The following is a 25,690-nucleotide window of genomic DNA, read 5'->3' on the forward strand; positions in this document are numbered from 1 at the left end:
CTCCGGCCGCGCCGGGTAGTCAGAGAATGCCCAGCGCCCGCAGGCTCGCGCGACCCAGTTCAAGGCGCGTTGCTGCATCCTCGGCGCTACGCATGTCGATGTTCAGGGCGAAGCTGTAGATCTGACCTTCCTTTTCCACCCAGCCCACCCACCAGCCAATGCCTGGGTCGGGAGCGTTCTGCCAGCCGGTCTTGCCATACAGCTTCCAGCCTTCGCCCTGTTCCAGCAGGAGGATTTCGCGCGTGCTGCGCTGATGCTCTGGCGGCACTGGCAGCTCGTCGGCAGCCAGGCGCGCAAGAAAGCGGGCCTGCTCGACGGCGCTGATCTCGAGTGGCCCATCCAGCCAGAACCTATCGACGATTGTCCCGATGTTGCCGTTGCCGTAGTCCAGCAAGGCAAGGGTGTCGGACATCCTCTGCAGACCAATGCGGCGCGCCATGCCCTGGTAGACCGGCACGTTGGAAAGGGTAATGGCCTCGCGCAGCGGCATGTCCCGTTCCCAGCTGGCGAATGCCTGCTTGCCGCCGCCGTAGGGCAGCACCTGGTCGACATCGGCGACAACACCGACCGTCAGCCCGATCAGGGTGTGTGGAATCTTGAAGGTTGACGCCGGTACGTAGCGCTTTTCGCCGCGCTCCTGTGCATGACCGACCAGGCGTTGCGTCTGCACGTCGTAGAGCACGAAGGTTCCTGCAATGTTCTGCTCATGGAACAGCTCGGAGATGGCTGCGCTGTCTTCCCAGGCCAGGGCATTGCTCTGCACGAGCAGCCAGAGGGCGAGGGTGCCAAGCAGTGATTTCATGAAGGGGTCTCCGCAAGGTGCTGGGTCGACAGATGACCGGCGCTGGATTGCAGGACGCAATTGCTGGTCGGTCCGGGCGCAGAAGTTTGCCATGTCTCGTGCCGCAGGGGCGTGCGTATCTAGGCCGGGCCAACAGTACGAAGGGATTTTTGCCAGCGGCATATGCGCGTGCGGTGCGGATTGAAGTCGCTGTCGATAGCACAGCGAGACCTGGCTTTCGCATCGCTGGGTGCGGCCAGGATGGCTGACTGAGCAAGGCGCCCCGTTGCGGGCGCCTTGTTGCACAAGGCTCAGTAGCGCTCGAGCCAGTGGGCGTAGGGCGCAGGCAAGGTCCAGGACGGGCGCTCTATCTGCAGCTCGCGCGCCACCTGATAGCTCCAGTGCGGGTTGGCCAGATGCGCCTTGCCGACCATGACCAGGTCCAGTTGCCCGGACGCGACGGCGTGTTCCGCGATCTTTGCCTCGCCAAAGCCCCAGGCCGAAGACACCGGGATATCGACTTCGCGGCGTACGCGTTCGGCAATCGGCCCCATGAAGCCGGGTGCCCAGGGGATACGTGCGGCAGGGGTGTTGAAGCCGATGCTGACGCTGATCATGTCCAGGCCGTCGGCCTTGAGACGGCGGGTCAGGTCGATGGATTCGCTCAGGGTGGTCTCGTCCTCGCCATCGAATTCGATGACCCCGAAGCGGATGGTCAGCGGCAGGTGCGCCGGCCAGACCTCGCGCACCGCAGCGAAGGTCTCGTGAATGAAGCGGCTGCGATTCTCGTAGCTGCCACCGTACTGATCGGTCCGCTGGTTGGCATGCGGCGAGAAGAAGCTCTGCGCCAGGTAGCCGTGGGCGAAGTGCAGCTCCAGCCATTCGAAGCCGGCCTCGCGTGCGCGCAGTGCTGCGGCGACGAAGTCGTCGCGGACCCGGGCAATGTCGTCGACGCTCATTTCCTGCGGGGTACGCGCAAGGTGTGCGCCGAAGGCAACAGGGGATGGGCCGAGGGGCTGCCAGCCGCGCGGATCTGCAGCAGCAATATGGTCATCGCCTTCCCAGGGGCGGTTGGCACTGGCCTTGCGGCCGGCGTGGGCGATCTGGATGCCGGGCACGGCGCCGCCAGCCTTGATGGCGCGCACCACCGGAACGAAGGCCTGGGCCTGCTCGTCGCTCCAGATACCGGCGCAGGCCGGAGTGATGCGCCCCTCCGGCGCTACCGCGGTCGCTTCGACGATGACCAGGCCTGCGCCGCCGCGGGCGAGGCTGGCGTAATGGATCTGGTGCCAGTCGGAGATCAGACCATCGTTGGCGGAGTACTGGCACATCGGCGGTACGGCGATGCGGTTGCGCAGGGTGACATCCTTGAGACTAAAGGGTTGGAAGAGCGCAGACATGCGGAATTACCTGTGGGTTGGTTGATACTGTAGTTCGATAATATTGGAACTATGGATGCAAGGTAAACCCCTGTGTATCATCCGGCGCCATGCGACCTTTCAAACATCCAGACGTCGGCGACTTCGTGCTCGAGCGCGTGCTCTACGCGTTGAGCGATCCGGTGCGCCTGGAAATCGTCTGCCGGTTGGCCAACGTGGAGGAGGCCAGCTGCGGCGAACTCGACGGCGGCCGACCGAAGTCGAGCATGTCGCATCATTTCCGGGTATTGCGCGACGCCGGTCTGGTGCGCACCCAGAGCGTCGGCACCACACACATGAACTCGTTGCGGCGGGCCGACATCGACAGTCGCTTCCCAGGACTGTTGACCGCGGTCCTCGCCAGTACCTCCTGAACCATTCGCGCACGCCTGCATGTGCGAGCCCTCCCTGCAGCCCGGAGATTGTTGCGATGTTCGAGATCAGTCCGTTCGACCCCGAAATCTATCGGCGACAGACCCGACGCATTGCCATGCTGCTCCTGCTGATCTTCGCCGCGCTGGCGATGGCGCTGTCGACCGCTGCAGTGATGCTGTTCGGCTCGGCAGAGGCTGACAATTTTCGCTGGAACCTAGGCGGCGTGCTTGTCGGTCTGTTGCTGACGATTGCGCTGGTGCGCTTCAAGCTCTGGTCGCAGCCGTGGATGGCGCCGGCGGTTTACGGTTGGCGGCTCAAGCGCAGCTTGATGCGCGTCACCAACGCGATGCATCGGGTCACGCGTGGTGTCGAGGCTGGTGATCCGCTGGCGATGCAGGTGCTGCGCTTCTATCACCTGGGGCTGACCCAGATGCATCAGCTCGATGGCAACTCCAGTGCCCTCAGCCAGATGGTGCGCGAGATCGACGCGCATCGCGAGCGCATGCTGGCGCTTGGGTTGGATATCGAGCAGACACGCTTTGAGCCGAGCTGGATCGAGACGCTGAAAAAGACCTGAGTGCCGGGTTTGGCCATGGCCCTGAGGTTGCTCTGGCCGATTGGGGGCGATTTCCCTGGACTGCACTTGGGCCGTTGCCTGGCCAGCACTACTGCGGTTTTGCAACGACTTTGCTGCGTCAGCTGCAGGCCACACCTCCAGTCTTTCCAGAGGTTTCCCTCACGGCTATTTCCTTGACGCTCTCCACCGCTGTCGTAGACTCCGCCCATCGTCAGGGAGTAGCGGTCATGCGGCACTTGAGTGGTTGGGTAGTGGGTTTGGCGCTTGTAACGTGCGGGGTTCAGACACAGGCGTCTGCTGCCGATGATCCGCTGCTCGATGGCAGCCTCAGCGCTGCTGTGTCGACTGGCAACGAGGCGCGCGGGGTGCTTCGGGCGCGGGATCAGGCAGTCTTGGCCAGCGAGTTGGCCGGACGGATTATCGAGTTGCCGTTCAGTGAGGGCGAGTCATTCAAGAAGGGCGATACCCTGGCGCGTTTCGACTGCTCGGCGTATCAGTCTCAGCTCAATGCGGCCCAGGCAGCGAGTCGGGGTGCCAAGGAAGAGCTGGCACACAACCGGCAACTGGCTGCCCTGAATTCGGTGGGGCGCTTTGAGGTGGCGAGGGCCGAGGCCAGGCTCAGCGAAGCCCAGGCGCAGTCTCAGGTTTATCAGGTGCAAGTAAGGCGCTGCAGCGTGGTCGCTCCGTTTGATGGGCAGGTGGTGGCGCGCGAGGTCCAGCGTTATGAAAGCGTGGCGGCCGGCGCGCCCCTGCTGGATGTGGTGGACAATCGAACGCTGGAAATCCATCTGCTGGTGCCGTCGCGCTGGATGGGCAAACTCAAGCCCGGGCAGCCCTTCACCTTTGTCCCCGATGAGACCGGCCAGCCGCTGGAGGCGACGATCAAGCGTCTCGGCGCGCGCATCGACGAAGGCAGCCAGACCTTGCTGCTGGTAGCAAGCGTGCCCGATGCCACTGGCCTGCTCTCTGGCATGAGTGGCACGGCGCATTTTCCGGAGTTCAAGTGAACGCACCGATCACGGGCAGTGCCGAGCAGGCGTTTGCCCGCTTCCTCGATCTGGAGCGGCAGACCCGTGCAGCACGTACGCCGGCCCAACTGACCTACAGCCTGGTCAATGATGGCCAGAGCTTGTTCAATTTTCGCCATGCCGCGTTGTTGATCGCCGGTAGGGTGCAGGCCGTGACAGGCGTCAGCGCGGTGGATCCTCATGCACCATTCGTAGCCTTTGTCGAGCAGGCAGCCGCGCAGTTGTTCAAGCAGGGGCTGCTGAATCAGGCACGGGTGATTGCCATCGATGGACTGAGCGAATCGATCCAGGCGGACTGGCGCAGCCTCTCGGCCGGCCAGGTATTCTGGCTGCCGTTGATTGATCATCAGGGTCAGATGTTCGGCGGCTTGTGGCTCGCCCGAGACCTGCCCTGGAGCCCGCCCGAGCAAGTGCTTCTGGCGCAGCTGGGTGATACCTATAGCCATGCCTGGCTGGCGTTGCAGCCTCGCAAACCCTGGCGCCTGCGTTGGACGCGCAAGCGGCAGCTGGCGCTGCTGGCGTCGTTGCTGTTGGTGTTGCTGGTCCCCGTGCGGCAGTCGGTGCTGGCGCCGGCTGAAGTCATCCCGTTGGGCGGGCAGGTGGTGGCAGCGCCGCTGGATGGGGTGATCTCGGAGTTTCTGGTCAGGCCCAACCAGGCGGTCGAGAGTGGCGATCTGCTGCTGCGTTTCGAAAGCACCAGTCTCAAGGCCCAGGCCGATGTGGCGGAGCGTGCGCTCGGTGTGGCCGAGGCGGAACTCAAGGCCAACTCGCAACGCTCGTTCAGTGATGCCGAGTCGAGCTCGAAGCTCGACCTGCTGGCCGCACGCGTTGAACAGAAACGTGCGGAGCGCGACTATGCCGCTGAATTGCTCAAGCGCAGTGAAGTGCGCGCCGAGCGCGACGGCATTGCGGTATTTGCCGATGCCGAGCGTTGGCTCGGCAAGCCGGTGCAGACCGGCGAGCGACTGATGGAAATTGCCGACCCTGACCAGGCCGAGCTGCGCATCGAACTGGCGGTCGGCGACGCGATCGCCCTGGAACCGGGTGCGGAAGTGGCGCTTTTCCTCGACAGCGATCCGCTACAGCGGCATCTGGCCTGGCTCGAACGTTCGGCCTACGAGGCGCAACCTACTGCGGCAGGACAATTGGCCTACCGGCTGGACGCGCGCTTCGATGCCGAGGCGCCGCGCATAGGTCTGCGCGGCACGGCGAAGATCTTTGGTGAGCGCGCGCCGCTGGCGCTCTATCTGCTGCGTCGGCCACTGGCGGCTCTGCGCCAGAGCGTGGGTCTGTAGCGTGGGCTTGCCGAGCCTGCGTGCCGACCTGCAATTGTCCGCAGCGGCCCCGGACCCGGACGGCTCCCCGCAATGGACCCTGGCCGACCCGGTGCGGGGACGGTATTTCAAGCTCGGTGCAACGGCGATGCGCCTGCTGCGACACTGGTCTCTGGGCGATCCGCAGCAAGTACTGAAGGCCGCAAACCGTGAGCCGGGACTGCCACTCGATGGCGAGTCGCTTGAGCAGTTGCTGGAGTTCCTGCGCGGCCACGATCTGATCAGTGCGATGGACCCGCAACAGCGCGACAGCTATCAGCTCAAGGCGGCCGCCCAGCGCCAGAGCCTGTGGCAGATCCTGCTGCACCAGTACCTGTTCTTTCGCATACCCCTGTGGCGTCCGGACGCCTTTCTCAATCGCTGCTGGCCTGTGCTTGCGCGATTCGGCCCCGGCCTCCTGCGCTATGGAATTCCCCTGACCCTGGTTCTTGGCGTGTTTCTGGTTTCGCGGGACTGGCAGCGCTTCGTGGCGACCTTTCCGCACCTGTTCAGCATGGGGGGGGCGCTGGCGTTCGGCGTGGCGTTGTTGTTTGCCAAGCTGTGCCATGAATTCGGTCATGCCTTCATGGCCAAGCGTGCCGGGTGTCGTGTGCAGAGCATGGGTGTGGCCTTCATGGTGCTGTTGCCGATGTTCTACACCGACGTCAGCGATGCGTGGCGGGTCAGTGATCGTCGGGCTCGATTGCTGATTGGTGCCGGCGGGGTCCTGGCGGAGCTGCTGCTGGCGTGCGTCGCGCTGCTGGCATGGTCGCTGCTGCCGGAAGGACCCCTGCGCACCGCGGCGTTCATGCTGGCCAGTGCTACCTGGATCACCACGCTGATCATCAACCTGAACCCCTTCATGCGCTTCGATGGGTACTTCCTGCTCAGCGATCTCTGGGGCGTGGACAACCTGCAGGGGCGCGCTTTCGCCCTCTGTCGCTGGCGTCTGCGCGAAGCCCTGTTCGGCTATGGCGCGGCTGCCCCGGAGCCCTGGTCGCCGCAAATGCGTCGCCGTCTGCTGGTGTGGGGATATGGCGCCTGGCTGTGGCGCGCGGTGCTGTTCTTTGGCATTGCGCTGGCGGTCTATCACCTGTTCTTCAAGGTGCTGGGCATTTTCCTGATGCTGGTGGAGCTGGTCTGGTTCATTTTCATGCCCATCGTCAATGAGGGCCGGCAATGGTGGAGCCGTCGGGAGCACGCCCACGTCCCTCGCGTACTGCTTACCGGCCTGCTATTGCTGGGGGCGATGTTGCTGCTGCTGTTGCCCTGGCGCAGTTCAGTGGAAGTGCCGGCGATGTTCGAGGCGGGGCGTGCCAGTGTCCTGCATGCGCCGGTGGCGGCCCGGATCAAGCAGGTGAATGTGCATGACGGTCAGACCGTGGCCCAGGGTGATGTGCTGGTCGAGCTGGAGTCGCCGGATATCGCCTCGCGGCTGATCATCGTGCGTCGGGAAATCGAGATTCAGCAGTTGCAGATGCGCCGACAGGCAGGGCGCAGCGAAACTGCCGCCGATGCAGGCATCGTCGAACAGCAGCTGGCAGAGGCGGTGGCCGAGTACCGCGGGCTGGTCGCCCAGCGCGAGCGCCTGTTGTTGCGAGCGCCGCATGCCGGTCAGGTCCGCGACTTGCTGCCGCAATTGGCGGAGGGGCGCTGGCTGTCGCCGAGGGAACCGCTGATCCGGGTGGTGGAGTCCGGCTCCCGCTTGCGTGGCTACCTGACCGAAGCCGAGCTGTGGAGAATCACGCCTGACGCGAGCGGCCGCTTCATCGCGGACGACCCTATGCATCCCTCGATTAGCGTGCAACTGGACGAGATCGACACCAACGGTGTCGGCTGGATCGAGCTGGAGGCGCTGACCTCCGATCACCAGGGGCCGATTGCCGTGCGCCGCGACTCGCAGCAGCGGGCGGAGCCGGTGCAGGCGCACTATCGGGTGCGCTTGAGCGCTGTTGATGACATCGCTGCCCCGACGCAACCGTTGCGTGGGCTGGTGATACTGCAGGGCCAGGGTGAGTCGATTTTCGGGGCGGCCTGGCGGCGTTTGGCGGCCTTGGGCGTCAGGGAAAGCGGGTTCTAGGGAGTGAGCATGAAGTCGGTTGCGGCGGAAGGATTGGTGGTGCGGCCGTCACAGGTCAGCGATGGGCCTTTTTTGCAGAGTCTCTACCAGGCGGCGCGGCCGGATCTGCAATGGGTCGATGGTGAGCCTGAGCAAGTTCAGCAGCTGGTTGCGCAGCAGTTCCAGATTCAGGAGCAGGGCATGGGGGAAAACTTTCCCGATGCGTTGCACTACGTGGTGGAAAAGCTCGGTACGGCTATCGGTGCCTTGAGCGCCGATTTCGGTCCCAATGAAATTCGGGTGCTGTACCTGGCCTTTGTCCCCCAGGCTCGCGGGCAGGGGTACGGCCGGGCAGTGCTGCAAGGCGTGCAGAAAGCTGCACAGCAGATCCGCTGCCCGGTAGCGACCGTGGTCTGGGCCAGCAACCCCCACGCGCGCCAGCACTATCTGGCGCTGGGTTTTGAAGTCGAGGAACGTAACCCGGCGGCGGAGCGCCTGGTGTGGTACCCGAAGGGGAACTGAGTGTCACCTCACCGGTTATTCAATTCGCAAGCCGGTGGTGAAGAAAGACTTCTGAAGCTACCGGCAATGCAATTCGCCCATCTCGAGGGCACTTTTGCTCAATTGAACGCGATGTAGAAATACCCCACCGCCGGGTCTCTGCCCATGGGCGGTATCCGCGACACGAACACGCCCTCGAGTTTCCCCAACTCCGGCACCTCGAGCGCACAGAGCCCGTCGATGAAGTCGGTGCTTTCCAGGCTGTTGAATTCCACGCTGAAGGGCATGCGTTCGCTGTCCGGCATCTTCGTCCGGGGCGCTTCGTCAAGGGTTTCGATCCGAATGGGCAGGCAACTGCCGTCAGGCAGAAGCAGGTTGCGGGTCTTGCCCAGCAGGGGCTGGAAATGGCGGCTGTGAACGTGCTGCAGCATAAGCGGCTCCCAAAAGCCGGAGGGCCTTGGCCCTCCGGCGCGTCATCAGTTGCGGGACGGGAAAATACCTTGCAGGGCGATGCTGAAGTTGATCGCCAGGAAGGGGTTCATGACCGTCATCGGCGTGCCGCTGCCAGCGGGGGAAACCGAGCCGCTGACGGTGGTGGTCACGCCTTGCAGTGGCACTGGCGAGGCTCCTTGCTGATCGGAATAGATGGTTGCCGACCCAGGCCCGCCGCCGGAGGTTCCGACGAACGAATTGCTGGACGTCGGGGTGTTCACCGGATTGCTCGCCGGGTTTGCCAGCTGTACGGTGGTTTCGGCAGTGATGCCCGTGAGCGTGTGGGTGTGGCTGGGCAGGTTGGCCAGGGTGGCGCTGACATTTTCCGTGCCGGAGGCCATGCCGATGAGCCGCGGGCTCAGGCCCGCACCGTTGCCCTGGCCCATGGGCAGGCGGCCTTGCAGGTTGGGCAGCATGAAGGTGTTGCGGCCGTCGCCTCCGTAGGTGGTTCCGATCAGCGCGAAGAGGGTCTGGTATTGCGAGAGGCTGAGCGTCTGCCCGCTGCACAGCGCCCAATCCCTGGGGGCAAAGTTAAATGCGAACGACTGGATAGTGCCGACGAATACTTCCATGGAGTGTTTTTCCTTCAGTTGATGTGGTCGGGCAGTGCCCGGCAGGCTCCGGGGATGAATCGAGTGCGAGAAGCCTGTTCCTTCATTCCCTGGATGGGTCACGCACGCTGAGCGTAGACCGGATGTTCCATCCTGCTTCGCAAAAGGGAAGAAACACCCTGATTGGCCTCGACGAATCATCTGCCAGATACCGTCCATCTTTTTGATGGCGATGGTGCGTCTGATTCCCCGGTGCGGCTATGCGGCCAAGGGCATCCTCGGCTACGCTCTGCGCAACAAATGGAAAACCATTGGTGAAGGGATGCCGCAGTTTCACTTTATTTCCGGTTTGCCGCGTTCCGGCTCGACCCTGCTTTCCGCGATCCTCCTGCAGAATCCGCGCTTTCATGCGGGGATGACCAGTCCCGTCGGCTCGCTGTTCAGCAGCGTCCTGCAGCAGTGCAGTGCCGGCAGCGAGTTTGGTTCGGTGATCGACACAGACCTGCGTCGACGCCTGCTGCGCGGCCTGTTCGACTCCTACTACGCCGACAAGGCAGACAAACCGGTCATCTTCGATACCAACCGCCAGTGGTGCTCGCGCCTGCCGGCGTTGCAGGACCTGTTTCCCAAGGCCAAGACCATCGCCTGTGTGCGCAACGTCGCCTGGGTGCTCGACAGCCTGGAGCGTCTCTACCGCGCCAACCCCTTCGAGAACACCAAGCTGTTCAACGATGATGACGAGCGCAGTACCGTCTACAGCCGTTGCGAAACCCTGGCCCAGCGCAATCGCCTGGTGGGGTTTGCCTGGACGGCGCTCAAGGAGGCGTATTACGGCGAGAACGCCGATTCACTGCTGATCGTTGATTACGATCTGTTGAGTCAGGCGCCGGAGCGGGTGATGCGGCTGGTCTACGAGTTCATTGGCGAGCCCTGGTTCGAGCATGACTTCAATCACCTGAGCTACGACGCACCAGCCTTCGATCAGGCGCTGGGTGTTGCCGGTCTGCACAAGGTCAAGCCCAGGGTCGCGCCGCACGCTCGACGGACCCTGCTGCCGCCGGATCTTTTCGAGAAGTATGCCCAGTTGTCGTTCTGGCTCGATGGCTCTGCCAGCGCTGCCAATGTCATTCGTATGAAAGCCGACGCCGCGATCAGCTGATCGCGGTTTTCATTTTTTAAAGAAGTTCGAGTTCGGGTGAACGTCATGTGGTGGAGCAAAGGCAAATCGCGAGTGACCGAGAACGCACGGGCCCTGGCATCGCCCATGATCCTGTCCCTCGAGCCGCGCATGCTGTTCGACGGCGCAGTGGCCGCGACCGTAGCGGAAGCAGCGCAACCGGATGCCCAGCCCGGCGCCGATGCAACCCCGGCGCATGCCACAGATCAGCCGTCAGACAGCCAGACGCCGCAGGGGCAGGTCGATGTGACCCAGGCCGTGCCGGGCAAGAGCGTGCTGTTTGTCGATTCGCGGGTCCGCGACGCCGCCGACCTGCTCGAGGGCGTCGCGCCGGGTACCCAGGTGGTGTACCTGGATGGCAGCAAGGACGGCCTGCAGCAGATAGCCGATTACCTGGATGCCCATCAGGGCATCAGCGCTGTGCAGATCATCGCCCACGGCAACGCGGGTGATCTGTGGCTGGGCAACAGCTATCTGACCGCAGACAACGTCCAGGCCCGCAGCGACGTGCTGGCGCAGATCGGTCAGAGCATGAATGTGGGCGGCGATATCCTGATCTACGGCTGCTACACCGGCGAGGGTGAGAGTGGTCTGAGCCTTGTCGAATCGCTGGCAGAGCTGACCGGCCGCGACGTGGCGGCGTCCGATGACCGCACAGGTATGGGCGGCGACTGGGAGCTGGAAATCGCGGTCGGCAATATCGAGAGCGCCAACGTCCTGTCGGCCTCCGCGATGAGCGAATACCAATGGGGTCTGGCGACCTGGACCGCTACCAACAACCTCAATTCCGGCATCGGTTCGCTGCGCGCGGCTTTAGCCTCCGCGCAGAACGGCGACATAGTTACCTTTAACGCCAGCATGACAGTCGCGTTGACCCAGGTGCTGGTGATCGACAAGAACGTCACCATCGATGGCGATCTGAACAATGACAACGTGGCCGATGTCACCCTAGACGGGCAATATCGCACCCAGATCATCAACGTGGCGGCTGGCACCACGGCGACCCTCGATGGGTTGGTGATTACTCGCGGCATGCTGGCGGGTAACGGCGGCAATGGCGGCGACGATGCGCTGGTGTCAAAGGGCGGCGGGATCTATAACGCCGGCACCTTGACCCTGAGGAACGTCACCGTCACCGCGAACGCCGCTTCGGGTGGCGGCGGTGGTGGTGGCGTCACGCCGCAATACGCCGGTGGCGGTGGCGGTGGAGGTGGCGCGATCACTGGCGGTACCGGCGGAAAGGGGGGCGACACCCTCAATGCGACGGGGTCCAACGGCTCGGCCGGGCAGGGTGGCGCCGGGGGTGGCTTCTTCAACATGGGCGGGCGTGGTGGTTCCTCTACCGGGGGGGCTGGCGGCTCCGCGTACCCTGGCTATAGCACCGGTTCGGCCGGCGGCACGGCGGTCAGTGGCGGACTGTCCATCGGCGGTGGCGGCGGTGGCGACGGTTATAACGACATTGGCGGCGCCGGTGGCGGAGCGGTCGGTGGTATCTACAACGATACCGGCGCGACCCTGCGAATCATCGGCAACTCGGTTATTTCCAACAACGTCGGTGCGGGTGGTGGCGGTGGTGGCGGTGGCGCCGGTGGCGGCTACAACCACACGGGCGGTGCCGGCGGCGTCGGTGTTGGAGCCATCTGGAACAAAGGCTCGATCCTGATCACCGCCGCCAACTTCGCCGCCCTGGCCGGCAACGTCGGCGGCAGCGGCGTGGGTGGGACCAGTGCGGGTACCGCGGGTGTTTCTCCGGCGTCGGTGGCCAACGTCTACGGCGACGGCGGCACCATCAACAGCAACTATGTGCCGGACGAGACACCGCCCACCGCGACCGTCGTGGTGGCCAATACCAACCTGAACTCAGGTGGCACGTCGCTGGTGACGATCACCTTCTCCGAAGCCGTGACCGGCCTCACCGCGGCGGACCTGACTGTGCAGAACGGCACGGTCGGCGTCCTTAGCAGCGGCGATGGCGGCATCACCTGGACCGGTACGCTGACCGCGGCCAGCAACATCGCAGACACCACCAACATCATCACCCTGAACAACACCGGGGTTGCCGACCTGGCTGGCAATGCCGGCGTGGGCACCACTGACTCGAACAATTACGTGGTCAACGACACCGTGGCGCCCACGGCATCCATCGTGGTGTCCGACACGGCCCTCAGGATCGGTGAAACCTCGTTGGTGACCATCACTTTCTCCGAAGCGGTCAGCGGTTTTACCGCAGCCGACCTGACGGTGGCCAACGGTACGCTCAGCGGCTTGAGTAGCAGCAATGGCGGCATTACCTGGACGGCTACCCTGACCCCGGATGCGGCCATCACCGATACCTCCAATCTCATTGTCCTGAATAACACCGGCGTGGCGGACCTCAATGGCAACGCCGGCGTGGGGACGACCAACTCCAACAACTACGCTATCGACACGCAACGCCCGAGCGCCACCATCGTGGTGTCCGACACCGCGCTGCGCGTGGGTGAAACCTCCGTGGTGACCATCACCTTCAGCGAGGCCGTGAGTGGTTTCACTACCGCTGACCTGACGGTTGCCAACGGTTCGGTCACCGGGTTGAGCAGCAGCGACGGCGGTATCACCTGGACCGGGACGCTTACCCCGAGCGCCAGTATTGCTGACACCAGCAACCTGATCACCCTGGATAACACCGGCGTTGCCGATCTGTCCGGGAACGCTGGCACCGGCACCACCGATTCAAACAACTATGCCATCGACACGCTGCGTCCCACCGCGACCATCGTGGTGGCCGATACCGCGCTGAACATCGGTGAAACCTCGCTGGTGACCATTACCTTCAGTGAGGCTGTCACGGGCTTTACCCTGGCGGACCTGACAGTGGCCAATGGCTCGCTGAGCGGGCTGAGCAGCAGCGACGGTGGCATCACCTGGACCGCGACGCTCACCCCGAGCGCCAGCGTCAGCGACGCCACCAATCTGATCGTCCTGGCCAATACCGGTGTGGCGGACGCGGCGGGCAACGCCGGCAGCGGTACTACCAGCTCAAACAACTACGCGGTTGACACGCAGCGGCCAACCGCCAGCATCGTGGTGGCCGACACCTCCCTGAGCGTGGGCGAAACCTCGTTGGTAACCATCACCTTCAGCGAGGCGGTGACAGGCTTTACTGGCGCTGATCTGACGGTCGCCAACGGTACGCTCACCGGCCTGAGCAGCGGCGATGGTGGCATCACCTGGACCGGTACGCTCACCCCAAGTGCCAGCATCAGCGATACCAGCAACCTCATCACCCTGGATAACACTGGTGTGACGGACGCGGCGGGCAACGCTGGCAGCGGCACCACCGATTCAAATAACTACGCCATCGACACCGTGCGTCCGACTGCCACCATCGTGGTCGCCGACTCGGCCATTGCCATCGGCGAAACATCGCTGGTCACCATCACCTTCAGTGAGGCGGTGACCGGTTTCACCCTGGCCGACCTGAGCGTCGTCAACGGCAGCCTGAGCGGCCTGAGCACGAGCGACAACATCACCTACACCGCGACCTTCACGCCGAGCGCGGGTGTCAGCGATGCCACCAACCTGATCACGCTCAATAACACGGGCGTCGTGGACGGCGCGGGCAACAGCGGCAGCGGCACCACCGACTCCAACAACTACGCCGTAGACACGTTGCGCCCGACCGCCACCATCGTGGTGGCCGACACCGCCTTGAGCGTCGGCGAAACCTCGCTGGTGACCATTACCTTCAGCGAGGCGGTCAGCGGCTTCGACAATTCCGACCTGAGTATCGCCAACGGCACGCTGAGTGCGGTCAGCAGCAGCGACGGCGGCATCACCTGGACCGCGACCTTCACGCCTGCCCTGGGGGTCAGTGACACCTCCAACGTCATCACCCTGAACAACACCGGGGTCAGTGACGCGGCGGGCAACACCGGCACTGGCACTACCAACTCCAACAATTACCAGGTCGATACCAACGTACCGACGGCGACCATCGTGATTGCCGATTCCACGTTGAGCATCGGTGAGACGTCATTGGTCACCGTGACCTTCAACTCGGCGGTCAGCGGGTTCGACAATTCGGACCTGACCGTCAGCAATGGCACACTCAGCAGCATGAGCAGCACCGACGGCGGCGTCACCTGGACGGCGACCTTCACCCCAAGCGCGGGCATTTCCGACACCAGCAACGTGATTACCCTGGACAATACCGGCCTGATCAACGGTGCGGGCAACGCGGGTATCGGCACCACCGACTCCAACAATTACGTGGTCGACACCGTACGGCCAACGGCGACCATCGTCGTGGCCGACACAACCATTGCGGTGGGCGAGACCTCGCTGGTAACCATCACTTTCAATGAAGCAGTGACAGCCTTCACCACGGCTGATCTGACGGTGGCCAACGGCGTGATCTCGGGCTTGAGCAGCAACGACGGTGGCATCACCTGGACCGCGACCTTCACGCCCACCAGTGGCATCACCGACAGCAGCAACGTCATCTCGCTCAACAGTGGCGGCATCGTTGACCTCGCCGGCAACCTCAACGTGGGCACCACCGACTCCAACAACTACGCCGTAGACACGTTGCGCCCGACCGCCACCATCGTACTGAGCGACTCGGCGTTGAAGGCGGGCGAAACCGCACAGGTGACCATCACCTTCAGCGAGGCAGTGTCCGGGTTCACCGACGCAGATCTGACAGTTGCCAACGGCAGTTTGAGCGGACTCAGCAGCAGCGACGGCGGAGTCACCTGGACCGCCACCTTTACCCCGGATCTGGGCGTGGTGGATCTCACCAACCTGATCAGTCTGAACAACAGCGGCATCAACGACATGGCTGGCAACACGGGAACAGGCGTGACCGAATCGGCCAACTACTCGGTCGAGACACGGGTGCCGACAGCCACCATAGTGGTGGCCGATGATGTCCTCCAGGAGGGTGAAGTCTCGCTGGTAACCATTACCTTTTCGGAAGCGGTCAGTGGCTTCGACAATGCCGATCTGAGCGTAAGCAATGGCACCCTGAGCAACGTCTCCTCTTCCGACGGCGGCGTTACCTGGACGGCGACGCTGACCCCGGCAAGCAATGTCAGTGGCACCAGCAATCTGATCAGCCTGGATACCCGCGGTGTGGTCAACATCTTGGGCAATAGCGGTGTCGGCGTGGTGAGCTCCAACACTTATGCAATCGACACGCTGATTCCGAATGATGTGAAGCCGCCGCCAGAGTTTCTCGTGCAGGATCCGGTGGCTGTTGTCCCGCCGGCGGAGGTTCCTTTGCAGCCGATCGTTTTCACCCCACCGACCGGTGATCTTGGCTCGCCGCTAGGCTTTCCACCGCTGTTTGAACAACGCGATACGGGGGGACTGCGGCCGGTCGGGGATATTTTCATCAGCCGCGGCGCGCTGGCGCCCAGCTTCATTGCCCAGGTTTTCAGCGATGCTGCCGGTGACGGTTCCGCCCAGGGGTTCCTCGGTTTTGGTGGCGGCGATGGCGGGGTGTTTGGCAGCAGCACGCTCTCGGGGCTGTTCAACCAGGATTCCGCTTCTGACAGTGAGTCACTGAATGCCTTCGGTAGCCGTTCGATCCAGGACGGCGATCTGTCCCAGGGCTTGCGCGGCATGTTTGGCGCACCGACCCTTGGTCAGCAACTGCAGGAACTCAAGGACATTGAACAACGCCAGATCGACAGCCTGGCAATCGCTTTACAACAGGTCGGCATCAGCCAGGTGCAGGCCTGACAATTTCAAGAGCTTCGGCTATCAGGGGCAATCCAGGGAATGAATACAAGCAAGAAGTTATTCGGTATGAGTGTGCTGGCGTTGGTCGTCAGCGGATGCGCTGTCACCAGCGAGCCGATCGAGCGTAGCGTCAGTGAGCAGCGTGCCCGCACTGATCTGCAGGACATGTACAAGGGCCAGGAACCCCTGAGCGGCCCCTTGACCCTGCACCAGGCCATGGCCCGGGCGGTGAAGTACAACCTCGAAGGTCGCCTGAAGATCATGGAAGAGGCCCTGGCCAAACGACAACTGGACCTGGCCAGCTTCGACATGCTGCCGCGCATGGCTCTGGACGCCGGCTATGTGGGGCGCAACAACGTCAGCGCCTCCAGCAGCGAGAGCGTGGAGACCGGCACCCAGTCGCTGGAGCCCTCGACATCCCAGGACCGCGACCGTGAAGTGGCCGACCTGACCATGGTCTGGAACGTACTCGACTTCGGGGTCAGCTACCTCAGCGCGAAGCAGGCCGGAGACCAGCGACTGATCGTGCAGGAGCGTCGACGCAAGGTAATCAACACCATCGTCCAGGACGTGCGTTCGGCCTACTGGCGCGCCATGGCCGCCGAGCGCCTGCTCAAGCAGATCGACAGCCTGATGACGCGGGTCGAAACGGCTCGCGACAACAGTCAGCGCATGAGCGAGCAGCGCATCGGTGATCCGGTACAGACGCTGGGCTATCAGCGCTCGCTGATCCAGGCAACGCGCCAGCTCGAAGAGCAGCGGCGTGCACTGTCCCTGGCCAAGACCGAGCTGGCGACCCTGATCAACCTGCCCCTGGGCACCGAACTGACCCTGGCTTCCGAGGATGAGTATGTCGTCCCGGAGCTCAAGGTCGACCTGGCGCTGCTGGAGCAGGAAGCCCTGAGCAACCGCCCGGAATTGCGTGAGCAGGATTACCAGACGCGGATTACCGCCACCGAAACCCGCAAAGCCATGCTGCGGCTGCTGCCGGGCCTGGAGTTTTCCGTGGGCGGGCATTACGACAGCAACTCGTTCCTGGTGGAGCAGGGCTGGGCCGACTATGGGGTGAAAGTGACCTGGAACCTGTTCAATGTGATTTCCGCACCGGCAGCCATCGATGTCGCCAAGGCTGGCGAAGAAGTCGCACAGGCGCGGCGCCAGGCAATGTCGATTGCCATCCTGGCCCAGCTCTATGTGGCCAATGCCAACTATCGCGAAGCACTGCGCCAGTTCAAAACCAACCAGCAGCTGGCGGACATCGACGGGCAGATAGTCGGTCAGCTGCGTAACCGGCATCAGGCCGCCGGGCTGGGCGAACTGGACCTGATCCAGGGTGAGCTGAACACTTTGCAGGCTGATCTGCGGCGGGATCTGTCCTATGCCGAGCTACGCAACGCCTACGGGCAGATCTTCGCCAGCGCTGGCCTTGATTTGCTTCCCGACGAGGTGCAATCGACCGAAGTGCAGTCGATCGCTACCGCGTTGGCCAATCGCGAAGCAGACTGGGCGCAGGGCAATATCGCAGTGCCAGCGGCAACGATGCCTCAGTAACCGGTTGCCGGCATGACGCGTCCGGCGTTCTCCCGGTTGCCGGTCGCGGTGAATCTGCCGTTGCTGTTGCAGGCGCTGGCAGCCATCGGGGAAGACAGCTGGCGGGGACACTTCAACAGTGCCTATCACAGCGGCGACTGGAGCGGCGTGGCGCTGATTTCTGCTGCCGATGCCTTGAGCGAGCTGTCTTGCGGGCGCGGCCAGCCGCTGCGCCGAGCTCCCTGGTCAGCGGACAGTCGCTGGCACGCAGCGCTACGTGACTGGCCTCTGGATATCGTCTCTGCCCGGCTGCTGCGGCTTGGTCCCGGCGCGCGCATCCACGAGCATCGGGACTATGACCTGGGTGGAGCGGACGCGGACCTGCGTCTGCATGTTCCGCTGCTCAGTCCCCCCGAAGTGGATTTCTGGCTGGACCAGCAACGCATTCCGATGATGGCGGGTGAATGCTGGTTTCTCGACTTGTTGCGGCCTCATCGTGTCGACAATCGTGGCGCGGAGCCAAGGATTCATCTGGTGATCGATTGCCGCCCCAGTCCGTGGCTGGAGCAGGCGATTGTCAGTGGGCTGCGCAGCACACCTGCTGCCAGCACCGCGCCAAGCGACTTCGAACGGTTTCGGCGGCAGGTACATAGCGACCCTGAGCTCGCCAGGCTGTTGCAGGGTCTGCATCAGGTGGATGCCTTCATGGAGCGCGCGCAGGCACTAGGTGCCGAGCAAGGGTTGCACTTCACCCCGGAAGAGCTGCGCGCCGCCATGCGCCGCGGTCGCCGGCAGTGGCGCGAACAATGGAAGGCCTGAACCTGGATGGCTGGTTGCCGATTCGGGTGTGGCAGGAAGCCGGACAATGGCGCGTCGATTGGTGCTGGTTCGCTGATGCACGATTGTTGCAACCCTTCTTCGGCGATGCGGTAGAAGAGGCTCTTCGCTTGCCTTTCAATCAGGCGTTCCGTCGGCAGACGCCCTTGAGCGCTCTTACCCAGTGGCAGCAACAGAAGCCCGGTCTTGAGCCTGCGGCGCTGATCTTCCACGCTTCCCGCTGCGGCTCCACGCTGATCAGCCAGATGCTTGCGCAGCTGGACGACCATATCGTCATCTCCGAACCTCCGCCTCTGGATACTCTGCTGCGCGGCGACATCCCGCATGCCGAACGTTGTGCGGCACTCAAAGGGCTGGTGTCGGCCTATGGACAGCGCCGTCGTGGACCGGAGCAGCGCCTGGTGATCAAGCTCGATGCCTGGAACATCGGCGAGCTGGCGCTGCTGCGCGAATGCTTTGCCCAGACGCCATGGCTGTTCGTCTACCGTAACCCGTTGGAAATTGCCGTCTCCCATCTGCGCCGGCCCGGCATGCACATGGTGCCGGGGATGATAGGGGCCAGCGTGCTGGACGATGGCTTGCCCTTCAGTGGCCAGGAAGACTTCATTGCGCGCCGGCTGGGACGGCTACTGCAGACGGGGTTGGAACAGTGCCGGGCATTTGCCGGCACGGCGCTCAACTACAACGAATTGCCTGCGGCGATGGCGGGTCGGTTGGCGGGGTTTTTCCGGCTTGATGCGGATCACTGCAGACAGGCGCTTGCCTGCGCGCGAGTGCATGCCAAACAGCCGACGCACGCGTTTGCCGAGGATGGCGAGGACAAGCGTCGGGAAGCATCAGCCTTGCTGCGTGAGCGTGTGCTGGAGTGGACGCAGGAGCCTTATGCGGCGTTGGAATTGCTGAGAGAGGGCTGTTGAGCCTTTCGGCGTCTTGCGCGCTTCCCCAGGTGTCCGGCTGTTACCCGGGTATCTGTCGTCAGCCCGATGGAACTGCCCGGGATCGGCAGCTTTCACCGGCTAAGTGGATAGTGCTTCACGACGTAGTCGAACAGCCGCGAGACGCAGTCTTCCAGGCTGGAGCGGGATGTGTCTATCTCCAGGTCGGGGGACTCCGGCGCTTCGTAGGGCGCGGTAATGCCGGTGAACTCCAATAGCTCGCCGGATCTTGCGCGACGATACAGGCCCTTGGGGTCCCTGCGTTCGCAGGTGGCCAGATCCGCCTTCACATGGATTTCGTGAAAGCCTGCTGCGCAGGCTCGGCGGGCATTGGTTCTGTCCTTTCGGTAAGGCGAGATGAATGCAGCAATGCAGATCAGTCCGGCGTCTGCAAACAATGCCGCTGATTCCCCCGCACGCCTGATGTTCTCGCTGCGGTCCGCGGCCGAAAAGTTCAGGTCGGCACAGAGCCCCTGGCGCAGGTTGTCGCCATCCAGGACATAGCAGGAATAACCCTGGTCCAGCAGCTTGAGCTCCAGCGCCGTAGCCAGAGAAGACTTGCCTGCCGCAGACAGGCCTGTGAGCCAGAACACCGCGCCGCGGTGGCCGTAGTGTTGCTGGCGATCGATGCCGGTGCATGGCCTGGGTTTATTCATGATTCAGAACTGGGTCGAGTGGGAGGCGGTGCTCATCGTACCTCTCGGCAGTCGCAAGCCGCATGTAAAAATCTCCCTGCGCGCCGCCTGTGTTGCCGCCGTGTGGGAGGCCATGCGAGCAAGTTCTTCCGCTTCCGAAAAGGCTGCGCCCCCGGAGCAGGCACCATCAGTTGCGGATGGCGATGGGCCTCAGGAACTCTGGAAAAGGTAGCGAGCGAAGGGCTGGCGGGAGCGCCTAGATGGGGTCGCCGAGATGGGGTCACTGTGACCGGACCGCGGTGGGGATCATTTCAATGGCCCCAGGCCGATTTCAGCGGTTCCCTAGTGAAAGTCGCGGCTGCGCACGTCCAGTTCGGCCAGTAGCGGTGACAGGTCGCGCAGGCGACCGGCGATCAGGTGGCGTACGCCGTCCTTGGATTCCAGACGGCCGTCCACCTGCAGCAGCCGCGACTCCACCAGCACCCGCCGCTGGCGTTCGGCCAGGTCGCGCCAGACCACCACATTGATCATGCCGAATTCGTCCTCGAGGGTGACGAAGGTGACGCCGCTGGCGGTGCCCGGGCGCTGACGGCCGATCACCAGGCCGGCTACCGACAGGTTGCGCCCGTGCTCCAGCACCAGCAGCTCGCGGGAGCTGCGGCAGCGCCGGGTCCGCAGCGCGTCGCGTAGCAGGCGCAAGGGATGCGGGCCCAGGGTGGTGCCGAGGGTGGCGTAGTCGCCATGCAGGTCTTCGGCCTGGCTGGGGCGCGGCAATTCCAGCATCGTTTCGGCAAAGCGCGGCGCTTCGGCGAACAGCGGTAGCTGTGGTTCGATGGCGGCGACTTCCCAGCGCGCCTGGTGGCGATGACCGACCAGGCCCTGCAGGGCGCCGGCATCGGCGAGCAGTTCACGGGCGCGGGCATCCAGATTCGCGCGGCGGCAGAGGTCGGCGGTATCGGCGAAGGTTGCTCGGGCACGCGCATCCTCCATGCGCCGTGCATCTTCTTCGCGAAAGCCGCGGATCATCCGCAGGCCCAGGCGGATGTCCGGCTGCTCTCGACCACCGGGCTCCAGGCTGCAATCCCAGTCGCTGTGGCGGACATCCACCGGCAGGGTGTGCAGGCCGTGTCGACGGGCGTCCTGCAGCAACTGGTCGGGGCTGTAGAAGCCCATCGGCCAGCTGTTGATCAGGGCGCAGGTGAAGGCCGCCGGTTCGTGGCACTTGAGCCAGCAACTGGCGTAGGTGAGCAAAGCGAAGCTGGCGGCATGCGACTCGGGAAAACCGTAGCTGCCAAAGCCTTTGATCTGCTCGAAGATCCGTGCGGCGAACTCGCTGCTATAGCCGCGCGCGACCATGCGCTCGGTGAGCCGCTTACGGTGCGGTTCCAGTCCGCCGTGGCGCTTCCAGGCGGCCATGGAGCGACGCAGTTGATCGGCCTCATCCGCGCTGTATTCGGCCGCCACCATCGCCAGTTCCATCACCTGTTCCTGAAACAACGGCACGCCGAGGGTGCGCTCGAACACCGGCTTAAGCTCGTCGCTGGGGTACTCGACCGCTTCCTCTTCGTTACGGCGGCGCAGGTAGGGGTGGACCATGTCGCCCTGGATGGGGCCTGGGCGGACGATGGCCACCTCGATTACCAGGTCGTAGAAGGTCGTTGGCCGCAGCCGTGGCAGCATCGCCATCTGCGCGCGCGACTCGATCTGGAACACCCCGACGGTGTCCGCGCGGCTGATCATCTCGTAGGTGGCGGCGTCTTCGGCGGGCAGGCTGGCGATGGTCCAGCGCTGGCCGCGATAGCGCTCGATCAGATCGAAACAGCGGCGCAGCGCAGTGAGCATACCGAGGGCGAGCAGATCGACCTTGAGCAGGCCGACCAGGTCGAGGTCGTCCTTGTCCCACTGGATGACGGTGCGCTCGGCCATGCTGGCGTTTTCCACCGGCACCAGGCTGGTCAGCGGCTGTTCTGAAATGACGAAACCGCCGGGGTGCTGCGACAGGTGCCTGGGAAATCCGATCAGCTGCGCGGCGAGAATCTGCAGGCGTTTGAGCATCGGACTGTCCGGGTCGAAGCCGATCTCGCGCAGACGCTCTGGCGGCGGCACCTGTTCGCTCCAGCGTCCGCAGCAGCCGGCCAGTGCGTTGACCTGGTCCGGTGGCAGGCCGAAGACCTTGGCCAGCTCGCGCATCGCGCCTGCCGCGCGGTAACTGCTGGCCACGGCGGTGAGGGCGGCGCGGTGGCGGCCATAGCGACGGAACACGTACTGGATGACTTCCTCACGGCGCTCGTGCTCGAAGTCGACGTCGATGTCCGGCGGTTCCTTGCGCTCGCGTGACATGAAACGCGCGAACAGCAGGCGCGAGCCAGGCAGGCTGGGGTCCAGCTCGGTAATACCGAGAACGAAACAGACCACCGAGTTGGCCGCCGATCCGCGGCCCTGACAGAGAATGCCCTGATCGCGGGCGAAGGCGACGATGTCGTGCACGGTGAGGAAGTAGCTTTCGTATTTCAGCTCGGCGATGACCTGCAGCTCGTAGTCGACCTGCTGTTGCGCCTTTGCCGGCGCGCCTTCCGGCCAGCGCCGCTGCATGCCGATCCGGCACAGCTGGCGCAGCCAGCTGGTCGGGGTTTCGTTCTCGGGTACCAGCTCGCGGGGGTACTGGTATTTCAACTCGCTCAGATCGAAGCGACAGCGGGCGGCGATGCGCAGGCTCTCGGTCAGCAAGGGTTGCGGATAGATCGCGGCCAGGACCGCGCGGCTGCGCAGATGGCGCTCGCCATTGGCGAACAGTCCCAGCCCGGCCTCGGCCAGGGTGCAATGCAGGCGAATGGCGGTCATGCAGTCCTGCAGCGCGCGGCGGGCGCGCACGTGCATGTGCACATCGCCACAGGCTACGGTGGGCAGGGCCAGTCGCTGTGCCAGCTCCTGCAGCTCGCTCAAACGTTGTGCATCGTCGGGCCCGCGGTGCAGCTCGACGCCCAGCCAGAGACGTTCGGCAAACAGCTCGCTTAGCCACAGCCCCTGAGTGGGTTGCAGTTGCGCGTCGGGCAGCCAGATCGCCAGCAAACCACTCAGGGACAGGGTGAAATCCTCGCGCAGCAGCCGGTACTCGCCCTTGGCTGCACGGCGTCTGGCCTGGCTGATCAGCGCGCAGAGGTTCTGGTAGCCGGCCAGGTTCTCCACCAGCAGGACGATCTTCGGTCCGTTGTCGATGCGCATTTCGCTGCCGACGATGAGCCTTACGCCTGGTTCGTGTTCGCTCGCGGTTGCCTGAGCGGCCTGCCAGGCACGGACGATGCCGGCGAGGCTGCATTCGTCGGTGATCGCCAGGGCCTGATAGCCCTGCTGGTGGGCACGCTTGAACAGCTCCTCGGCGCTGGAAGCGCCGCGCTGGAAGCTGAAATTGGACAGGCAGTGCAGCTCGGCGTAATCGGGCGGGCGCCCGAGTGGGTCTCGCGCGACCGGGTCCCTCCGGACCGGGTCTCGCCTGACCGGGTCTCGCCGGACCGGAATCATCCGAACCAGCCCTGCAACTGCAGCGGGCCGGCTTCGCCCAGGGGCGCGAAGGCCCAGCCGCGCTGACCGCTGCGGGTCTCGATCAGGTAGTAGTCGCGGCGCATGTCTGCGCCATCCCACCAGCCGGATTCGATGCGCTCGGGGCCGGCGAGGATGCGCACCTGCTCGCGCAGCGGCTGTGCTGTGCGCAGCAGCCAGCCGGGGCGGGGCGCCTCCGGCAGCGGGCCTGGCCGCTGTGCGCTGGCCGCTCGCCAGGCCTGTTCCGGGCGATGCTCGGCGTGGCTGCTCAAACCCTGCACCGACGCATCACCCAGACGGGCGCGCAGGCGTTCACGCAACTGCTCCCAGGACAGGTTCTGCTGCGGGCGCTCATCGAACAGCGTGCGGTGTTGCGGCACGAAGGGCGGCAGGTCGCGGGCGCGCAGGCACAGGGCGAGCACCGGCGCCTCGAGCTGCAGCTGCTCCAGGCGTCCACGGGTCAGCTCCAGCAGCATGCCGGCCTCGCGCTCGGCGGCGAGCAGGCCGATCTGCAGCTGCGTCGGCTGCCCGACACGATGCTCGAGCAGCAGCTCGAAGCGCTGCACACCGCTGTCGCGTCCGCCGAGGTAGGCGGCCAGATCGCCAATCAGGCGACGCAGGGGGAAAAGCAGCGCCTGGGTCGATTCGACTTCGAAGTTGAGCTCGATGCGAGCTTCGAAGCTGTCTGCTGGCTGGTAACAGTCGAGCACCTGGGGTTGGCCACCGGTGAGGCAGTCGAGATGGCGCAGCAGCTCGGCAGGAAAACGTCGCGCCAGGCTGTCGCGTGGCAGCGCGAAAACCTGCTGCAGCGTACGCAGGCCCATGCGCGCAAGCGCGGTGGTGGTTTCTGCCGAAAGACCTGCGCGCGCCACCGGAACGCGGGTCAGTGCGTCTGCCAGCTCGGCTTCGTTCACGGCCGCGCCATCCTGCACATTGGCCAGTACCCGCGCCGCTGCAGGGGTGGGCGCCAGGACGATGCGGTGACGAAAGCCCAGCGCGTCCAGCTCCGCGCGCAGGCGCGCCTCGAAGCGCGGCCAGGGCCCGAACAGGCCGAGACTGGATTCGATCTCCAGCAGCAGCGCGCGCGGGTAGTGCAGGCTGACCTGGGAGCTGAAGCGATAGGCCCAGGCGGCGAGAAAACCCTGCCAGGCCTGGATCTCGCTCTCCAGATACTCCTCGCAGGCGAAGCGCACACCGAGCAGTTGCGCCGCCGCCAGCGACTGGCCGGGACGCAGGCCGAGCGCGCGGGCGGCGGCATTCGCGGTTCTGATCATGCGCCGTTGCGGCGGCCCCGCGAGCAGCGCCAGCGGCTCGTCGGGGTCACTGCGCCGGCGCAGCACGCCGTCCAGCGCCAGCTGCGGGAAAAGGATGCAGGCCCAGCGCATGCTCAGTGGCCGCTGGCGAGGCTGACGGGCCGTGCCGGCGGCAGGCCGCCGCGGCACTTGAGCACCTGCACCTGGCCGACGTCGAGCAGCAGGCGCAGCGCCGCGGGGGAGGGGTTGATCGCCTGCGCCGCCGGACGGTAGCTGAAGGCCAGGCTCTGGCCGGTCTCGGCAGCGACCTGGAGCCTGCGCAGGGAGCGGTCATCGGCTTGTGGCAACCAGCACAGCACGGCAGCGCAACTGCCCGAGCGCAGGCACTGTTCGGTGGCCCAGGGCGCGTTGTCGCCAGCGTCGACGATCTGCAGCCAACGCAGGTCGACTCCTGCCTTTTCCCAGGCCGGGGCATAGGGGATGTAGGGCGGTGCCACCAGGACCACACGCTGGCCGGCCTGGGTCAGACGTGCCAGGGTCGGCCAGAGCAGCTTCAGCTCGCCCAGCCCCGGCGCGGGCAGGAGGATTTCGCTGAGCGCCGCGTCAGGCCAGCCACCCAGCGGCAGCGCCGCGTCCAGGTGCGCAAGCCCGGTCGGCTGGCTGCTGCGGGCCGCTGCGCTCGCCTGGCCTTTCCAGACGCGCCGCTGGTCGAGCAGGGCATCCAGGGCAATTACCGCGCCCATGGGCAAGTCTCCACGGCGGGGTAATCCATCGATGCACAGGTCGTGAATGTGCCGCTGGGGAACGGAAGGGCAGCCGACGGCCATCGAAGGCCCGGCGAGATTGAATTGCTCATGGTATCGATACTTCGTTGATACTGTATGGATATACAGATATCAGGGCGTTGGCGACCGGTCAACCTGCCACGATGGGCGGGTGCGGAGGATCGCGGCATGGTCGAGTG

19 protein-coding genes are annotated in these 25,690 nt (G+C 64.5%); 11 read left to right on the forward strand and 8 right to left on the reverse strand.

Annotation, left to right across the window (positions count from 1 at the left end):
- Positions 1-19 precede the first annotated feature (19 nt).
- Together blaOXA and DBO85_RS14670 are read right to left on the reverse strand one after the other, a co-directional pair.
- Positions 20-802: a class D beta-lactamase gene (gene blaOXA / locus DBO85_RS14665; protein WP_108108002.1), complete on the reverse strand. Its 783-nt coding sequence runs from the start codon at positions 800-802 to the stop codon at positions 20-22.
- 290 nt (positions 803-1,092) lie between these two features.
- A complete protein-coding gene (locus DBO85_RS14670; RefSeq protein ID WP_108108003.1) occupies positions 1,093-2,181 on the reverse strand; it encodes an NADH:flavin oxidoreductase/NADH oxidase in 1,089 nt (362 codons plus the stop codon).
- Positions 2,182-2,270: 89 nt separating this feature from the next.
- On the opposite strand from DBO85_RS14670, the gene DBO85_RS14675 reads away from it, so the two are divergent.
- From DBO85_RS14675 to DBO85_RS14700, 6 genes are all read left to right on the forward strand, one after another.
- On the forward strand, positions 2,271-2,573 hold the full coding sequence (locus DBO85_RS14675) for an ArsR/SmtB family transcription factor (protein ID WP_108108004.1): 303 nt from the start codon (positions 2,271-2,273) through the stop codon (positions 2,571-2,573).
- 56 nt (positions 2,574-2,629) lie between these two features.
- Positions 2,630-3,151: a DUF3087 family protein gene (locus tag DBO85_RS14680; RefSeq protein WP_108108005.1), complete on the forward strand. Its 522-nt coding sequence runs from the start codon at positions 2,630-2,632 to the stop codon at positions 3,149-3,151.
- 227 nt (positions 3,152-3,378) lie between these two features.
- Positions 3,379-4,158 (forward strand): efflux RND transporter periplasmic adaptor subunit, encoded by a 780-nt coding sequence (locus DBO85_RS14685; protein ID WP_108108006.1) that lies wholly within the window; start codon positions 3,379-3,381, stop codon positions 4,156-4,158.
- Complete coding sequence (locus DBO85_RS14690) at positions 4,155-5,474, forward strand: efflux RND transporter periplasmic adaptor subunit (protein ID WP_108108007.1); 1,320 nt, start codon at positions 4,155-4,157, stop codon at positions 5,472-5,474. Before DBO85_RS14685 ends, DBO85_RS14690 begins: the two co-directional genes overlap by 4 nt.
- 1 nt (position 5,475) lies before the next feature.
- Complete coding sequence (locus tag DBO85_RS14695) at positions 5,476-7,572, forward strand: biotin/lipoyl-binding protein (protein ID WP_108108008.1); 2,097 nt, start codon at positions 5,476-5,478, stop codon at positions 7,570-7,572.
- Between the two features lie 9 nt (positions 7,573-7,581).
- The gene (locus tag DBO85_RS14700) at positions 7,582-8,073 is read left to right on the forward strand and encodes a GNAT family N-acetyltransferase (protein ID WP_108108009.1); all 492 of its coding nucleotides are present in this window, start codon (positions 7,582-7,584) and stop codon (positions 8,071-8,073) included.
- A gap of 98 nt (positions 8,074-8,171) precedes the next feature.
- Here the strand turns inward: DBO85_RS14700 and DBO85_RS14705 are convergent, their stop codons facing one another.
- Together DBO85_RS14705 and DBO85_RS14710 are read right to left on the reverse strand one after the other, a co-directional pair.
- Complete coding sequence (locus tag DBO85_RS14705; RefSeq protein ID WP_108108010.1) at positions 8,172-8,483, reverse strand: DUF6916 family protein; 312 nt, start codon at positions 8,481-8,483, stop codon at positions 8,172-8,174.
- A 45-nt stretch (positions 8,484-8,528) separates the two neighbouring features.
- Positions 8,529-9,116, reverse strand: a complete 588-nt coding sequence (locus DBO85_RS14710) for a phage tail protein (protein WP_108108011.1) — start codon at positions 9,114-9,116, stop codon at positions 8,529-8,531.
- 301 nt (positions 9,117-9,417) lie between these two features.
- Between DBO85_RS14710 and DBO85_RS14715 the strand changes: the two genes are divergently transcribed.
- The 5 genes from DBO85_RS14715 to DBO85_RS14735 are packed head-to-tail and all read left to right on the forward strand — an operon-like array spanning position 9,418 to position 19,283.
- Positions 9,418-10,254, forward strand: a complete 837-nt coding sequence (locus DBO85_RS14715; RefSeq protein ID WP_108108369.1) for a sulfotransferase family protein — start codon at positions 9,418-9,420, stop codon at positions 10,252-10,254.
- A gap of 45 nt (positions 10,255-10,299) precedes the next feature.
- Positions 10,300-15,999 (forward strand): Ig-like domain-containing protein, encoded by a 5,700-nt coding sequence (locus tag DBO85_RS14720; protein ID WP_108108012.1) that lies wholly within the window; start codon positions 10,300-10,302, stop codon positions 15,997-15,999.
- Between the two features lie 39 nt (positions 16,000-16,038).
- A complete protein-coding gene (locus DBO85_RS14725; protein WP_108108013.1) occupies positions 16,039-17,550 on the forward strand; it encodes a TolC family protein in 1,512 nt (503 codons plus the stop codon).
- A gap of 12 nt (positions 17,551-17,562) precedes the next feature.
- Entirely contained in the window at positions 17,563-18,348 is a 786-nt protein-coding gene (locus DBO85_RS14730; protein ID WP_108108014.1) for an aspartyl/asparaginyl beta-hydroxylase domain-containing protein, read from the forward strand.
- Positions 18,336-19,283: a sulfotransferase family protein gene (locus DBO85_RS14735; RefSeq protein WP_108108015.1), complete on the forward strand. Its 948-nt coding sequence runs from the start codon at positions 18,336-18,338 to the stop codon at positions 19,281-19,283. The genes DBO85_RS14730 and DBO85_RS14735 overlap by 13 nt, the downstream gene beginning before the upstream one ends.
- Before the next feature lie 92 nt (positions 19,284-19,375).
- On the opposite strand, the gene cysC is transcribed toward DBO85_RS14735, so the two are convergent.
- The 4 genes from cysC to imuA all read right to left on the reverse strand — a co-directional run bounded on the left by cysC (position 19,376) and on the right by imuA (position 25,469).
- Positions 19,376-19,957, reverse strand: a complete 582-nt coding sequence (gene cysC / locus DBO85_RS14740) for an adenylyl-sulfate kinase (protein WP_108108016.1) — start codon at positions 19,955-19,957, stop codon at positions 19,376-19,378.
- 321 nt (positions 19,958-20,278) lie between these two features.
- Complete coding sequence (locus tag DBO85_RS14745) at positions 20,279-23,455, reverse strand: error-prone DNA polymerase (RefSeq protein ID WP_108108017.1); 3,177 nt, start codon at positions 23,453-23,455, stop codon at positions 20,279-20,281.
- The gene (locus DBO85_RS14750; protein ID WP_108108018.1) at positions 23,452-24,858 is read right to left on the reverse strand and encodes a Y-family DNA polymerase; all 1,407 of its coding nucleotides are present in this window, start codon (positions 24,856-24,858) and stop codon (positions 23,452-23,454) included. Before DBO85_RS14750 ends, DBO85_RS14745 begins: the two co-directional genes overlap by 4 nt.
- 2 nt (positions 24,859-24,860) lie before the next feature.
- Complete coding sequence (imuA, locus tag DBO85_RS14755; RefSeq protein WP_108108019.1) at positions 24,861-25,469, reverse strand: translesion DNA synthesis-associated protein ImuA; 609 nt, start codon at positions 25,467-25,469, stop codon at positions 24,861-24,863.
- Between the last annotated feature and the right edge of the window lie 221 nt (positions 25,470-25,690).

The sequence above is a fragment of the Pseudomonas mangrovi genome (genome assembly GCF_003052585.1).
Taxonomy (GTDB): domain Bacteria; phylum Pseudomonadota; class Gammaproteobacteria; order Pseudomonadales; family Pseudomonadaceae; genus Aquipseudomonas; species Aquipseudomonas mangrovi.

Excerpts from the sequence above, each read along its gene's own strand:
- blaOXA (WP_108108002.1), bottom strand. The coding sequence starts at position 802 with ATGAAATCACTGCTTGGCACCCTCGCCCTCTGGCTGCTCGTGCAGAGC.
- DBO85_RS14670 (WP_108108003.1), bottom strand. The coding sequence starts at position 2,181 with ATGTCTGCGCTCTTCCAACCCTTTAGTCTCAAGGATGTCACCCTGCGC.
- DBO85_RS14675 (WP_108108004.1), top strand. The coding sequence starts at position 2,271 with ATGCGACCTTTCAAACATCCAGACGTCGGCGACTTCGTGCTCGAGCGC.
- DBO85_RS14680 (WP_108108005.1), top strand. The coding sequence starts at position 2,630 with ATGTTCGAGATCAGTCCGTTCGACCCCGAAATCTATCGGCGACAGACC.
- DBO85_RS14685 (WP_108108006.1), top strand. The coding sequence starts at position 3,379 with ATGCGGCACTTGAGTGGTTGGGTAGTGGGTTTGGCGCTTGTAACGTGC.
- DBO85_RS14700 (WP_108108009.1), top strand. The coding sequence starts at position 7,582 with ATGAAGTCGGTTGCGGCGGAAGGATTGGTGGTGCGGCCGTCACAGGTC.
- DBO85_RS14705 (WP_108108010.1), bottom strand. The coding sequence starts at position 8,483 with ATGCTGCAGCACGTTCACAGCCGCCATTTCCAGCCCCTGCTGGGCAAG.
- DBO85_RS14710 (WP_108108011.1), bottom strand. The coding sequence starts at position 9,116 with ATGGAAGTATTCGTCGGCACTATCCAGTCGTTCGCATTTAACTTTGCC.
- DBO85_RS14715 (WP_108108369.1), top strand. The coding sequence starts at position 9,418 with ATGCCGCAGTTTCACTTTATTTCCGGTTTGCCGCGTTCCGGCTCGACC.
- DBO85_RS14720 (WP_108108012.1), top strand. The coding sequence starts at position 10,300 with ATGTGGTGGAGCAAAGGCAAATCGCGAGTGACCGAGAACGCACGGGCC.
- DBO85_RS14725 (WP_108108013.1), top strand. The coding sequence starts at position 16,039 with ATGAATACAAGCAAGAAGTTATTCGGTATGAGTGTGCTGGCGTTGGTC.
- DBO85_RS14730 (WP_108108014.1), top strand. The coding sequence starts at position 17,563 with ATGACGCGTCCGGCGTTCTCCCGGTTGCCGGTCGCGGTGAATCTGCCG.
- DBO85_RS14735 (WP_108108015.1), top strand. The coding sequence starts at position 18,336 with ATGGAAGGCCTGAACCTGGATGGCTGGTTGCCGATTCGGGTGTGGCAG.
- cysC (WP_108108016.1), bottom strand. The coding sequence starts at position 19,957 with ATGAATAAACCCAGGCCATGCACCGGCATCGATCGCCAGCAACACTAC.
- DBO85_RS14745 (WP_108108017.1), bottom strand. The coding sequence starts at position 23,455 with ATGATTCCGGTCCGGCGAGACCCGGTCAGGCGAGACCCGGTCCGGAGG.
- DBO85_RS14750 (WP_108108018.1), bottom strand. The coding sequence starts at position 24,858 with ATGCGCTGGGCCTGCATCCTTTTCCCGCAGCTGGCGCTGGACGGCGTG.
- imuA (WP_108108019.1), bottom strand. The coding sequence starts at position 25,469 with ATGGGCGCGGTAATTGCCCTGGATGCCCTGCTCGACCAGCGGCGCGTC.